Origin of the sequence: Streptomyces sp. NPDC017202 (genome assembly GCF_044331705.1) — a bacterium.
Taxonomy (GTDB): domain Bacteria; phylum Actinomycetota; class Actinomycetes; order Streptomycetales; family Streptomycetaceae; genus Streptomyces.
In genome coordinates, this window is sequence record NZ_JBIRNP010000024.1 from 1 (window position 1) to 12303 (window position 12303).

At 67.3% G+C, this 12303-nt stretch carries 12 protein-coding genes; 7 read left to right on the forward strand and 5 right to left on the reverse strand.

The window, feature by feature from the left end:
• Positions 1-283 precede the first annotated feature (283 nt).
• The gene (locus tag ACH4N1_RS30510) at positions 284-904 is read right to left on the reverse strand and encodes a helix-turn-helix domain-containing protein (protein WP_398102487.1); all 621 of its coding nucleotides are present in this window, start codon (positions 902-904) and stop codon (positions 284-286) included.
• A 494-nt stretch (positions 905-1398) separates the two neighbouring features.
• Here ACH4N1_RS30510 and ACH4N1_RS30515 point away from each other — a divergent pair, with 494 nt between their 5' ends.
• Positions 1399-2373: an alpha/beta hydrolase family protein gene (locus tag ACH4N1_RS30515; protein ID WP_398102734.1), complete on the forward strand. Its 975-nt coding sequence runs from the start codon at positions 1399-1401 to the stop codon at positions 2371-2373.
• 97 nt (positions 2374-2470) lie between these two features.
• Positions 2471-2992, forward strand: a complete 522-nt coding sequence (locus ACH4N1_RS30520) for a hypothetical protein (RefSeq protein WP_398102490.1) — start codon at positions 2471-2473, stop codon at positions 2990-2992.
• 114 nt (positions 2993-3106) lie between these two features.
• Here the strand turns inward: ACH4N1_RS30520 and ACH4N1_RS30525 are convergent, their stop codons facing one another.
• Positions 3107-4210: an IS481 family transposase gene (locus ACH4N1_RS30525; RefSeq protein WP_398102493.1), complete on the reverse strand. Its 1104-nt coding sequence runs from the start codon at positions 4208-4210 to the stop codon at positions 3107-3109.
• A gap of 49 nt (positions 4211-4259) precedes the next feature.
• On the reverse strand, positions 4260-4658 hold the full coding sequence (locus ACH4N1_RS30530) for a VOC family protein (RefSeq protein ID WP_351194656.1): 399 nt from the start codon (positions 4656-4658) through the stop codon (positions 4260-4262).
• A 92-nt stretch (positions 4659-4750) separates the two neighbouring features.
• Here ACH4N1_RS30530 and ACH4N1_RS30535 point away from each other — a divergent pair, with 92 nt between their 5' ends.
• A complete protein-coding gene (locus ACH4N1_RS30535) occupies positions 4751-5740 on the forward strand; it encodes a helix-turn-helix transcriptional regulator (RefSeq protein WP_398102496.1) in 990 nt (329 codons plus the stop codon).
• Between the two features lie 32 nt (positions 5741-5772).
• On the opposite strand, the gene ACH4N1_RS30540 is transcribed toward ACH4N1_RS30535, so the two are convergent.
• Positions 5773-7041 carry an ISL3 family transposase gene (locus ACH4N1_RS30540; protein WP_398102499.1) on the reverse strand — a complete coding sequence of 423 codons (1269 nt, stop codon included), beginning with the start codon at positions 7039-7041 and terminating at the stop codon, positions 5773-5775.
• 60 nt (positions 7042-7101) lie between these two features.
• On the reverse strand, positions 7102-7428 hold the full coding sequence (locus tag ACH4N1_RS30545; protein WP_398102502.1) for a transposase family protein: 327 nt from the start codon (positions 7426-7428) through the stop codon (positions 7102-7104).
• A gap of 381 nt (positions 7429-7809) precedes the next feature.
• Between ACH4N1_RS30545 and ACH4N1_RS30550 the strand changes: the two genes are divergently transcribed.
• Genes ACH4N1_RS30550 through ACH4N1_RS30565 form a run of 4 tightly spaced genes read left to right on the forward strand, consistent with a single transcriptional unit; the run spans position 7810 to position 12271 of the window.
• Positions 7810-9768, forward strand: a complete 1959-nt coding sequence (locus tag ACH4N1_RS30550; protein WP_398102505.1) for a RiPP maturation radical SAM C-methyltransferase — start codon at positions 7810-7812, stop codon at positions 9766-9768.
• Positions 9765-10709, forward strand: coding sequence for a TauD/TfdA family dioxygenase (locus tag ACH4N1_RS30555; protein ID WP_398102508.1), 945 nt, complete (start codon positions 9765-9767; stop codon positions 10707-10709). Before ACH4N1_RS30550 ends, ACH4N1_RS30555 begins: the two co-directional genes overlap by 4 nt.
• Positions 10710-10731: 22 nt before the next feature.
• Positions 10732-12051 (forward strand): MFS transporter, encoded by a 1320-nt coding sequence (locus ACH4N1_RS30560; RefSeq protein WP_398102511.1) that lies wholly within the window; start codon positions 10732-10734, stop codon positions 12049-12051.
• The gene (locus ACH4N1_RS30565) at positions 12029-12271 is read left to right on the forward strand and encodes an MbtH family protein (RefSeq protein ID WP_398102513.1); all 243 of its coding nucleotides are present in this window, start codon (positions 12029-12031) and stop codon (positions 12269-12271) included. The genes ACH4N1_RS30560 and ACH4N1_RS30565 overlap by 23 nt, the downstream gene beginning before the upstream one ends.
• Positions 12272-12303: the final 32 nt, after the last annotated feature.

The window sequence follows — 12303 nt, forward strand, 5'->3', positions numbered from 1 at the left end:
CCGGCTCGACATCCGCGCCCGCTATCTGCTCGATGGTGGTGTCGCTCATCAGGCGTCTCCTTGATCATCGGATCCGCCGATCATTGAACACTCCCACGCTGCCGCGCATCGCAGAACGGTTCACCTCCGCCTGTGCGGAGCGGACGAGTACGAGACGGAATGGCCCGGCAACGGGTTCGGTTCACCTCCGCCTGTGCGGAGCGGACGTGACCCGGCCCACCGGTCAGCGCTTTCCCATGGGAGTCGGCAAGGCGGCAGTTGAGCCAAGACATCGCAGGTCTACCTACCGCACGGTCCTGGCATAGCCACCTGCGCTCATGCCGAATTCCCGCCGGAAGTGCCGATTGAGCTGGCTCTGGTCACAGTAACCAAGCTCGGCGGCGGTCTCTGCCACGGATCGTCCCGCTGCCAGCATGGACTTGGCGCGTGCCAAGCGCAACAGGGTCCGGTAATGGTGCGGTGGAACCCCGTAAGCCTGCCGGAAACTCCTGATCAAGTGGCGTTTGCTGCAACCGGCGACTGCCGCGAGGTCGTCGAGCTTGATGTTGGAGTTCAGTTGGCTGTGGAGCATCTCCCGTACTTGACGAAGCGCTCGAGGGCGAAGTGCCGGACTCGCTGCGCCGGGAGCATCCGCATGCCTGGCGAGCAGGACGGTCAGCAAGCGGATCAGCGACGACTCGAGATCCAACTCGTCCTCGCCGTGCGCCAAACCCCTGTGCAGCGCAGCAATGTCGTTGAAGAGGCTGCGGTCTGGATAGGTCACCTCATGAAAGCGCGGCCGGCCTGTGCCGACTGACATGAGATCGGCGTCAATGAACATCAGTTGCACAATGGCCTGGCCGTCAGCGGCGGCTTTGTCCTGATCGAGGCAGCTCACGACCTCATGGGGCTCGATCACCGTCACCGCGCCAGGAACAGGGGGACCCTGGGTTCGCCCGAGGTACTGAAAAGGGGGTGCAGAGCCGCCATGCGTGATCTTGACAGTGTACCCACTGTTCACAACGGTCGGGAAGTCGCCATCGGCAACGCGCACAACCAGGCTCTCGACTCCGAACCGTGCTCTTCTGTGACGCCCATCGAGTGCGGACTCAGTCATGTCACTTTCGCCCTAGTTCGGTTTGTTCGGTTGATCTTACAGTTCCCGGCAAGACAAGTGCATCCGTCGAGCTAGGGAGGCATGACAGTCGATGGTTGAGCCAGTCGCCCTCCCTCTGCCGTCAAACCGCGGGACGAACACCTGACGAGATCTGTGCACCGCTGCGGAGATCACCGTCCACACCGATCCAGGTGCCGGGCGGCCGTTCCTGGCCCATCAGGCTCGCGGCCACGACCGCCAGTTCCATGCCTACCGCCAGTTACGACAGGCGCTATGTCAACACCGATCTCGAAAGGGCTCCGATGAGCAAGCCGTACAGCGACGCCGCCAACATCCCGGTCAACGCGTCGCAACCCGTCCTCACCTACCATCCGGTCACCCTCGACGTTCCCGGCCGGCCCGTGCCGCTGGAGGTCAAGGTGTCGATCCCCGCGACCGGCACCGACCTGCCGCTCATCCTCCTGTCCCACGGGCACGGGCCGGCGAACTTCCTGTCCTCCTACAACGGCTACGGGCCGCTGGCGAACTTCTTCGCCGCCCACGGGTTCGCGGTCATCCAGCCGACCCACCTGGACTCGACGGCCCTCGGTCTGCGCGACACCGACCTCAAGGACGCGCCCCTGTTCTGGCGTGACCGCGCCACCGACATGCACAACATCCTCGACCGCCTCGACGACATCGAGGCCGCCGTTCCTGGTCTTGCCGAACGGCGGATCGACAGGGACCGTGTCGGTGCCGTAGGACACTCCCTGGGCGGCAACACCGTCTCCCTCCTCCTCGGAGCCCAGATGCTGGACCCGGACGACGACCGGCCGAAGGACCTCTCCGACTCTCGTGTCAAGGCGGGAGTGCTCATCGGAGCTCCAGGCATCGGCAACGACGAGCACTTCGCCGAGTGGGCCAAGACGAACTACCCGGTGCTGTATTACACCGACTTCGAGCAGATGACAGGCACCAGCCTGATCATCGTGGGCGATCAGGACCTCAACCCCAACTTCTCCAATCGGCTCAGCTACCGTGCTGACGCTTACTCGGCCAGCCCCGGCGGCAACAAAACCATGGTGACCATGTACGGCGCCGGTCACATCTTCGGTGGCATATCCGGATACGACGCGGCAGAGACGGACGACGAAAATCCCGAGCGCGTGGCGACTCTGCGGGCTCTCGTGTGGGCCTACTTGCGCAGCCAGCTCTACTCGGCCGACCCGTCCTGGAAGAACGCGGTGAACGCCCTGGAGAACGGTGAAGACCCGATGGCCAAGGTCGAAACGAGGTAGTTCCGCGAGGTGGGCGGCGGTGCGACGGCCGCCGCCCACCGCACTTCATCGCACCGAGACCTTCCACCCCAGCACGGATCGCACAGGAGCAACCGCCATGTGGACCACGTTCGCTGCAACCGTCGGCGGAAGCGCCGCCGGCCTCACCGGCCTCACCTTCATCGTTGTCGCCTTCCGCTTCGACGTCGTCGCCACCTCCCAGGAATACCGCAACCGCGCCGCGCAAACCGTCTCCCTGTTCCTGACAACCACAGTCACCGCATCGCTGGTCACCCTGCCGCAACCGACCTGGGCGCTCGGGGTCGAACTGTTGGTCGCCGCAGCAGCAAGCGCAAGTCTGCTCTCGGTGCTCGACCACGCAGCCCGCCGTGGCACGTCCCAGCATGCGCGGCCCATCCTCGTCGTCGCGCTCGTCGTGTTCGCGGCAGGTATCGCCGCCGCCGGACTGTTCGCCACCGTCGGCTCCACCAACGGAATGGGCTTCTACGCCGCTAGTTCGCTGCTCGGCCTCATGTGGGGCGTCTACGGGACGTGGGTCTTCCTCACCCAGGCGGGCACAGATCAGATCAACGCGGTAGCAAACGTGCATGACCGGCCCGGCACCGTGCCGGCCGCCTGACCGGCCCCACACAGTGAGGCGGTGCGGGACTGTGACGGAGTGCGGGTCTGTACGGTGAATGGTGTAACTCCCAGGCAGGAAGAGCCAGTTAAGTGTGGTGTCTCGGGATCTTGGTTACACGAAGTCCTCGAAGGTGAGCTGCTGAGGGATGTCCGAGAGTGGTTCGGGCGGCTGGTCAAAGACGATCCGGTAGTCGCTCTTGGCGGTCCGGCTGATGGGCGGTCGGCCGCCGAGCGCGGCGTGCGGCCGCTCGTGGTTGTAGTAGTTCACGAACTCCACGAGTGCGACGCGTCGTTCACGCTCGGTCGTGTAGTCGCGGACGTACGCCCACTCGCGGGAGAGCGTCCCGTTGTACCTCTCCACCTTCCCGTTCGTGCGCGGCGTGTACGGCCTGGTCCGCTTGTGCTTCGTACCGGTCGCGGCGAGCGCGTCAGCCCAGGTCGTAGACCGGTAGCACGCACCGTTGTCGGTGAGGCAGCAGCGGATCGGTGTGATGCCGTGGGCGGCGGAGAAGGCAACGGCACGGTGCCGGAAGGCGACCGCGGTGACGGCCTTCTCATCGTCCAGGGCCTCGGTGTAGGCGAGCCGGGAGTGGTCGTCGAGCGCCGAATGCAGGTACGTGTATCCGACCTTGCCGATGCCGGGACCGGTGCGTTTGGAAGCGCGGGCGGACTCGGTGCCGACGCCGTGCATCCGCCAGCCGCCGCCGGTCGGGATACGTCCGAGTTTCTTGACGTCGACGTGGACCAGGTCGCCGAGCCGGTCGTGCTCGTAGCGGATGACCTCCCGCAGCTGCTCGCCGGTCGGTGGATCGAGGTCCCGGAGCCGGTTGAGTCCTCGCCTCACCAGGATGCGGTGGGCGGTCGCCGGCGCGAGTGTGACGCCGTGCAGCCGCTGTAGGTCGGCGGCGAGCCGGGCTGGCCCGTGCTTGGTCCGCCGCCGCAGCGCCTCCACCAGGTCGGCGATGTCCTCGGGGGTGCGGGCGGGGCTGGTAGCGGGGCGGGAGGAGTGGTCGAGCAGTCCGTTCTCGCCGTGCGCCCGCCAGCGGGCGTACCACTTGGCCAGGCAACGGCGCGAGATCCCGGCTTCCGCAGCGACGTGCGCGATCGGACGTCCGGCGTCGATCCGCAGGCACAAGCGCAGACGTCCTTCGGGGGTCAGCGGTGCGTTCCGGTGCCCCCTGCTGGTGGCGCTCCTGGACTCGGCGGCCGCGTTCACCGGGAACCCTGAGATCTCAGGGCTCCCGCGTGAGCGGCTGTGCGTGGCGTCAGCGTGCGAACTTTTCGATGGCCGCAGGGGTGACGGGGGTGAAGAAGTTGACGAGGTTGCCGTCGGGGTCACGGAACAGCAGCGACCGGTTGCCCCAGGGCATCGTGGTGGGCTCGGTGACGAAGTCGGTGACGAAGCCGGTCAGGTTCTGGTGAACGCGGTCCACGTCGTCGACGAGGAACTCGGTGATCACGCTGTGGTTGTCCGCCGGGCGGGCAGAGCCCGGGGCGAACAGCGGGACGGTGCGGGTGCCGGCGATCGCGAGGGTGGCGCCCGGGGTCTTGAGCTCGGCGAAGTCCTCGGTGGCCCACGTCGCCCGCACTCCTGTGGCTCGCTCGTAGAACTCGACGAGACGCGCTACGTCGCTGGTGATGATGCGGATCGAGACGAAGTCCATGGGGATCTCCTTGGCTGTGTGGAGTCGTGCACGTCGCAGGCTAGGAGAAATAGTGGACAGAATCGGTCCTGTATTCGCGTTAGGTTGTGCACATGCCCCGACCCACTGGCCGCGTGCTGACACTCCTGGAGCTGCTGCAGTCGGGCGGCACCCGGACGGTGGCCGAACTCGCCGACCGGCTCGGCGTCGAAGGGCGCACCGTGCGGCGGTATGTGGACCAGCTGATCGACCTCGACGTGCCCGTGGAATCGGTGCGCGGCCGCTACGGCGGGTACCGGCTCGCCCCCGGGTACCGCTTGCCTCCGCTCATGCTCAGCGACGACGAGGCGCTGGCCGTGCTGCTCGGCCTGGTCGCCGGCCGCCGGGCAGGGCTGACAACGACGCAGCACACGGCAAGCGAGACGGCATCGGCCAAGATCCGGAGGGTGCTGCCCAAGCACATCGCCCGCCGGCTCGACACACTCCTGGAATCCCTCGCCTTCACGGACCAGCCCGGAGAGTTCGACACCCCGGACGCCGGGGTCCTGCTCACCATCGCCGATGCGGTGCGCCACCGCCGACCGGTCTCGATCCGCTACACCGACCGCGACGAACGGCGCAGCGAACGCACGCTGCACGCGTACGGGATCGTCGCCCATGCGGGCCGGTGGTACGTCACGGGCAAGGACGCCCGGATCGGCGAGGATCGAACCTTCCGGCTCGATCGCATCGCAGACGCGCGGACCCTGCCCGGCTCATTCGAAGCGCCGGCGGGCCCCGATCCGGCACAGCGCGTGTTGTCAGGCTTCGCCACGGCTGACTACCGGCATGAGGTGACCTTGCGGATCCACGGGACGGTCGAGCAGATCCGCGCCCACCTTCCCGCCAGCGTCGCGAGCCTGGAGGAGCACGAGCCCACGGCAGGCCAGGACCGGGCAACCGAGCGCTGGCTACGCGTCGAGCTGCGGGCGGAGCGGCTCGACTGGGTGCCTCCGGTACTCGCCTCACTCGACCGGCCGTTCGTCATCGAGCGCCCCGATGAACTTCGCGACCTCGTCATCGAGCTCGCCGATCGCCTCGCGTCCTACGCCCGCCAAGCCTGACAGCGAGGAACCAATGTCATGAGATAGCACAGTTAAGGCTGGTGAATCTCCCGGGGAGGAACATCATGAAGCGGAATGCGCGTTCGAGTGAGCCGGCGGCCGAGGCCGTTGAGCCGGAGCTGGACCGGGCTCTCGTGGGTGGGCTGGTGGCCCAGGCGAAGGCCGACGGGATCCGGATGACCGGTGAAGGCGGCCTGCTGGCGCAGTTGACGAAGCTCGTGGTCGAGGGAGCTGTGGGGCAGGGACAGTCCGTTGCGGACGGCTTCGAAGTCGCGGTGGAGGTTGCGGGCGAAGCCCGCAAGCGGAGCCAGGCTGTCCCGTTCGACGTCGATGATCCAGTCCTCAAGGCGGTCGCCGTGGCGGCCGGTCATCATCGCGGCGAACTTTCTGCCATGAAGGGTGAGCCGGTCGAGTTCGGGATCGCGCTCACGCAGCCGATGCAGCTTGTCGGCGTTCTCGTCCCGTAGGTGTTCGGGGTGGGTCATGATCCAGGAGGTGACCTCGCGGACCGAAGGAGGCTTAGGCCCCGCCACGGGTGCGTGTCCGCGCCCTGTCCGGTAGCGTCGCAAATGACGTTGGACAGCCAACTCCCCTCCGGAGTAAACCAGTTCCTGGATCTCGCGGTAGAGCTGTGCGGCGTTCCTAACGCCTTCGTTCCACCGGAGGCGCAGGTAGCCGACATACGGGTCGACGATGTGCGCCCGCTGCAAGCTTTTTGCGACGACGTCGTCGGCGGAGCGGGCATTGACCAGCTTGCGGACGGTGGCCTGGTGCAATCCGAGTTTCCGGCCGATCGCCGCCTTCGACATCCTCTGTTCCCACAGCTCGTGGGCGGCGGCATGCTGCTCACGAAGCCGAGTCACGACCTTCAGCTCTGCCGGCGGCTGGACCACGTGCGGCTCGTCGAGAGTGTCCGCAAGTTCTTCGGGTGCTTCGGACAGGCGGGAGCGATGGGCATTCACCGTCTTCTCGACCGCCTGGCCGAGGTTGGCCCACAGGTGGTAGCGGTCGGCGACCTGCTCGGCCTGCGGCGCCCCGGCCCGCGCCCCCTCCCCGTAACCGCTGGAGCGGTCTCGGCAGATGACCTTCACCTCGGGATGACCTTTGAGCCAGGCGGCCAGGTCCTCGCCCTCGCGTCCGTCGTAGAGATGCAATGGACGGTGGGTGGCCATGTCGATGAGCACCGTGCCGTAATGGCGGCCCTTGCGGAAGGCGAAGTCGTCCACACCCAGCACCTCCACCTCTCCGATCTCCGGCTCGGGCAGGGCTCTGACCAGCCGCAACAGCGTGTCCTTGCCCACGGTGATGCCGACCGCGGCGGCCTGGCGGGTCCCGGCCCGGCCGGCCAGGGCCAGTCCGAGCTACGTCAGCAGCCCGCGCAGCAGCGGCGTGTAGCGGCTGTGCGGGACCGTCAAGCCCGCGACCTGCTCGGCGAACGTCACCGCAGTACAGGCGGAGTTCTCGCAGCGGAACCGGCGTATGCACAACTCGATCACGACGCCGAGCCCGCTCGCGGTGGCGTCACGGAGCTTGCGTACATACCGGCCGTGCACCCGCACCGAACTCTGGCCGCACCGGCAGGTAGCGTCTGGTGCCCGCGCCCGCGTTCTCAACACCACCTCGTCCGCACCTCGCTCGATCTCCTCGACCAGCAGCGCGGACAGGTGCGGAAACAGCTCCAGAAGCACATCGCGAGAACACGCGATGCATGATCGCGAATGACCGTCATCGCCAAAGCTGTCCTCACCCTGGAGAGGCAACGCTGAAAGACCTCACTGGACGCGGTGACGAAGCGTGCGTCCAACGGTCGGGCCTCCCGTCCGCTGGCGCAAGCGGTCGTTGCACTTGGCCGGATCATTCCCCCGTCCCGGCCGTGTGGTCTCGCCCGAGGGCCGGCCGCCAAGCCCGCGAAGTCCTCAGCGAACACCCGTTGGACCACGGCGAACGCACCTGTGCGGCAGCAGGAAAAGACCCCGAGTCCATTCTTACCTCACCCCGTGCCCGTCGGAATTCTCGTTGGCCTGAACATCCCTGCCGACTCAAGCCATGGCGCACTAGAATCAGAACGAATGATCACGGGGAGGCCGCAGTTGTTGCATGTCGCTTTGGTGAACATGCCATTTGCCGACTGGAATCGTCCGTCATTCGCCCTGGGACAGCTGTCGACTCTCGTTCGCCGGGATTTCGACGACCGGGCGCGAGCGCACGTGTGCTATCTCAACCAGGACATGGCCGAGTTCTTCGGGACGCGTCTGTACGAGGCCCTCTCCGTGAGTCACGATCATGTGGACACAGGGATCGGGGACTGGCTGTTCCGGCACATCGCCTTTCCGGGCGAGGCCGATACCGCCACCCAGTACTTCCAGCGTTATTATCGGGGTGCCCGGTGGGCCGACTTCCGTGAGCAGATCCTGTCGGCGCGGGACGGGCTGCGGGATTTCTGTGAGGAACTGATCGACCGCTACCGGCTTGACGAGGTCGACATCGTGGGGTTCAGCTCGATGTTCGCCCAGCACGTACCGAGTATCGCTCTGGCGCAGCTGATCAAGGAGCGCAGCCCGCGGACGCTCGTCGTGCTGGGCGGGGCGAACTGCGAGGCGCCTATGGGATCGGTGGTCGCCGAGCATGTGCCGGCCGTCGATTTTGTCTTCTCCGGTCCCGCGCTGAACACCTTCGGTGATTTCCTGCGGTGTGTCCTCGACGATGACCTGGGGCGCGCTGATGCCGTTCCGGGAATCCTTTCCGAGCGGAACTGCCGAGACCCGCGCTTCCGTAAGTCCATCGGTGCGGAACGTGATATCGACGACTTCTTCCTGCCTGACTACGACAGTTTCTTCGAGGCGCTGGAGGGCCATCCGGAGCTGCGGCGCACGGGGACCAGTAAACCCATGCTGTTCTTCGAGACGTCCCGCGGTTGTTGGTGGGGGCAGCGCTCGCACTGCACCTTCTGCGGACTGAACGGCGAAAGCATGGCCTTTCGGGCCATGACTCCGGATCTGGCCGTCCGGCAGTTCGAGTGGCTATTCGGATTCGCGCCCACCTACACCTCGCTCTTCTGCACGGACAATGTCATGCCGCGCAATTACTCGCGCGAGGTCTTCCCTCGACTCGATCCGCCGCCGGGGGCCGAGATCTTCTACGAGGTCAAGCTCCCGCTGAGCCGTCAGGACCTGCGCGCCATGACGGACGCGGGCGTCACCGTCGTCCAGCCCGGCATCGAGGCGCTGTCCTCCTCTACGCTCAAACTGATGGGCAAGGGCACGACCGCGTTCCAGAACCTGCAGTTCCTCAAGAACTGCGAGGAGTTCGGGATCAAGCCCGAGTGGAACCTGCTGATCGGCTTCCCCGGCGAGGACCCGATGGTCTACCGCAAGTACGCCGAGGAACTACGCGACTTCGTCCACCTGGTGCCGCCGCACGGCGTGTACATGGTGCGCTTCGACCGCTTCAGTCCCTACTTCAAGCGGAGCGACGAGTACGGACTTGTCCTGAAACCAGTGGACTACTACTCCCTCACGTATCCCTTCGACGAGTCAGCACTGGCCGATCTCGCGTACTTCTTCGCCGACCAGAACCTGGCGCCGTACATGCTCGACGCGGTCGAGTGGCACGACGAGTTGAGCGGGCTGGTCACCCAGTGGCGAGCAGCCTGGTCCGGGGAGGACGGAGCGGCCCGTCGCGAGCTGCGGCTGGTCGCCGATGACGACGGCCGGCTCACGGTCCGTGACTCCCGTTCCGGGACTCTCCGGACGCACCCGGTCGACGCGGTGACCAGCCGGTTGCTGCGTCGGCTGTCCTCGCCGGCCAAGCCCGAGCAACTGGCCCGGGACTGGCCGGAGGGGCCGGAGGACCTGCGGCAACGTCTGGACACGCTCACCGAACAGCGGTTCCTCTTCGCGGAGAACGGCCGGGTGATGAGCCTGGTGCTGACCGGAACGGACGGCGAGATCGAGGAACCCGCCCGGGAGGAACCCGCCGCGGTCGGCGCCCGGCGGCTGCTGCCGCTGTTGTCGGAGGCACCTCGATGACGGTCGAGACCACCCCGGTGCTCCCGCTGGTTGTGGAGGGGCACGGCGAGTCGGCCGTCGAACGGCTGCGTGCCCGGCGGGAGGATCTCCGGACCGCGTTGCGTGAACGCGGTGCGCTGCTGCTGCGCGGCTTCGACGTGGGGGGCGCCGACGGCTTCGCGAACATCGTCCGCACGCTCTCCGGCGAGCCGCTGCCGTACACCGAGCGTTCCTCCCCCCGGAGCGTGATCAAGGGGAACGTCTACACATCCACCGACTACCCGCCCGGTGAAGAGATCTTTCTGCACAACGAGAACTCGTACCAGGCGAGTTGGCCGCTGACCCTGTACTTCCACTGTGTGCGCCCGCCGTTGACCCGGGGCGCCACCCCGCTGGCCGACACCAGGCGGGTGCTGGCCGCCATCGACGACGAGGTGCGCCGGGAGTTCGCCCGGCGCGGCTGGACGGTCGTACGCAACTACGGCGACCTGGTCGGCCTGCCGTGGCAGGAGGCGTTCGCCACCGAGGATCGCGCGCAGGTCGAGCGGTACTGCCGGGAACGGGACATCGAGGCGCAGTGGCTCTCCGGCGGCGGGCTGCGCACCCGGGCGGTACGGGAGGTTGTGCACCGGCATCCGGTGACCGGCGAGCCGGTGTGGTTCAACCACGCGACTGTCTTTCACGTCACGACGCTGCCGGAGTCGGTCCGGCTCGGGCTGCTGGAGATGCTGGGCGAGGAGAACCTCCCCAGCCAGACCTACTACGGCGACGGCGGACCGATCCCGGACGCCGTCATGGACCATCTCCGGACCTGCTACCGAGCCGCGGCGACCCGCTTCGACTACCGTGCGGACGACGTCCTGGTGATCGACAACATGCTGGTCTCGCACGGCCGAGAGCCGTTCACGGGGCCCCGCCGGATCGCGGTCGCCATGGCGGAGCCGTACACCCCCGAGCGCTAGCCCCAGGACGGAAGACCCTCGTATGTTCGCGCGTTCGCTCTGGTCCAACCGGGACTTCTCCGTCTTCTGGGCGGTCCAGGCGCTGTCCGAGGTCGGCAACGCCTTCTCGCTGGTGGCGCTTCCGCTGCTGGTGCTGCACACCACCGGGTCGGCGGCACAGATGGGGCTGCTCACGGCCGTCGCGGGCGCCACCGCGCTCCTCACCGGTCTGGTGGGCGGCTCCTGGGCCGACCGCTTCGACCGGCGGCTGCTGCTGATGCTGTGCGACGCCGCCCGGCTGGTGCTGTACGGCGCGATCCCGGTCTGCTGGGCCCTGAACCCGCAGATCTGGCTGCTGTACGTGGTCATGGCACTGGCCTCGGTCTTCGAGACGTTGTTCCGGATCACCTATGTCACCGCCGTGGCGAACCTCGTCGACAAGGAGCAGATCGTCGCGGCGAACGGCCGGCTGGAGGCGACGAACGCGATCGCCTACATCGCCGGCCCGGCCCTGGCCGGTGTGGTGGCCGGGCTGTTCGGGCCTACGGCCGCTGTCGCCATCAACGCGGGCAGCTTCGGGATCTCTCTCGTGGGCTTGGCCTTCATCAGACTCAGGCCCACCGTGCGGTCGTCGGCCGACGAGGCCGAGAGCAGGGCCGCCCGGGCCCAGGATCTGCGCTCCGGTTTTCGGGTCGGCGCCGCGTTCCTGTGGCGCACGCCAGTGCTGCGGGCGCTCACCGTGCTGCTGACTGTCACCACCTTTCTCAGCCTGGGCATGACCGACGTGTTCATCTACCACCTGCGGCACGGTCTGGGGCAGGACGAACGCACGGTGGGCTACGTCCTCGCGCTGGCCGGACTCGGCACCTGCGTGGCCGCCGCCGCGACCGCCAGGCTGCGCCGCACCTGGGGTTTCGGCCCCTGCTGGCTCGGCGCGATGAGTCTGTGCTCGGTGTCAGTGCTGGTGCTGGGCGGCACCGGGCACGTGTCGGTGGCGGCTGTGACGATCTGTCTGTACTCCTTCGGCATGGCGCTGGCGGGCGTCTGCTCGATGTCCCTGCGTCAACAGGTCACGCCGGACCATCTGCTGGGCCGGGTCACCTCCGCGTTCTGGACGATCCACGGCAGCCTCGCGCCCCTCGGAGCGGCCCTGCTCACCGCCCTGGTCGGTCGGCTGGGGACGCGCGGGCCGCTGACCGCGGTGGCCGTCGTCCTCCTGGCCGTGGTCGTGGCCGCCGCCTTCACTCCCGTTCGACAGCGCCACCCGGAGCGGACCGCCGTACAGCTCCTGCAGACAGGGCCCACCGATGCACCGCCACCACGAGAGGAGAGTCACGGGGATGACGCCCAAGCCCGACGATGACGACCGGTTGTACAAGGTCGTGGTCAACCACGAGGAGCAGTACTCCATCTGGCCCGCCGACCGTGACAACCCGGCCGGGTGGTCGGACAAGGGCAGGACCGGCTCGAAGTCCGACTGCCTCGCTCATATCGAGGAGGTGTGGACCGACATGCGACCGCTGAGCCTGCGCCGTCGTCTGAGGGCGGGTGAACAGAACGCACAGGACGGACGGAACGGATAGGACGGGCCGGTGGTGGAGGGCGCCGACCGGGC

Coding starts and splice junctions, on each gene's coding strand:
- ACH4N1_RS30515 (WP_398102734.1), top strand. CDS start 1,399: ATGAGCAAGCCGTACAGCGACGCCGCCAACATCCCGGTCAACGCGTCG.
- ACH4N1_RS30535 (WP_398102496.1), top strand. CDS start 4,751: ATGCCCCGACCCACTGGCCGCGTGCTGACACTCCTGGAGCTGCTGCAG.
- ACH4N1_RS30530 (WP_351194656.1), bottom strand. CDS start 4,658: ATGGACTTCGTCTCGATCCGCATCATCACCAGCGACGTAGCGCGTCTC.
- ACH4N1_RS30560 (WP_398102511.1), top strand. CDS start 10,732: ATGTTCGCGCGTTCGCTCTGGTCCAACCGGGACTTCTCCGTCTTCTGG.
- ACH4N1_RS30565 (WP_398102513.1), top strand. CDS start 12,029: ATGACGCCCAAGCCCGACGATGACGACCGGTTGTACAAGGTCGTGGTC.
- ACH4N1_RS30550 (WP_398102505.1), top strand. CDS start 7,810: ATGATCACGGGGAGGCCGCAGTTGTTGCATGTCGCTTTGGTGAACATG.
- ACH4N1_RS30520 (WP_398102490.1), top strand. CDS start 2,471: ATGTGGACCACGTTCGCTGCAACCGTCGGCGGAAGCGCCGCCGGCCTC.
- ACH4N1_RS30555 (WP_398102508.1), top strand. CDS start 9,765: ATGACGGTCGAGACCACCCCGGTGCTCCCGCTGGTTGTGGAGGGGCAC.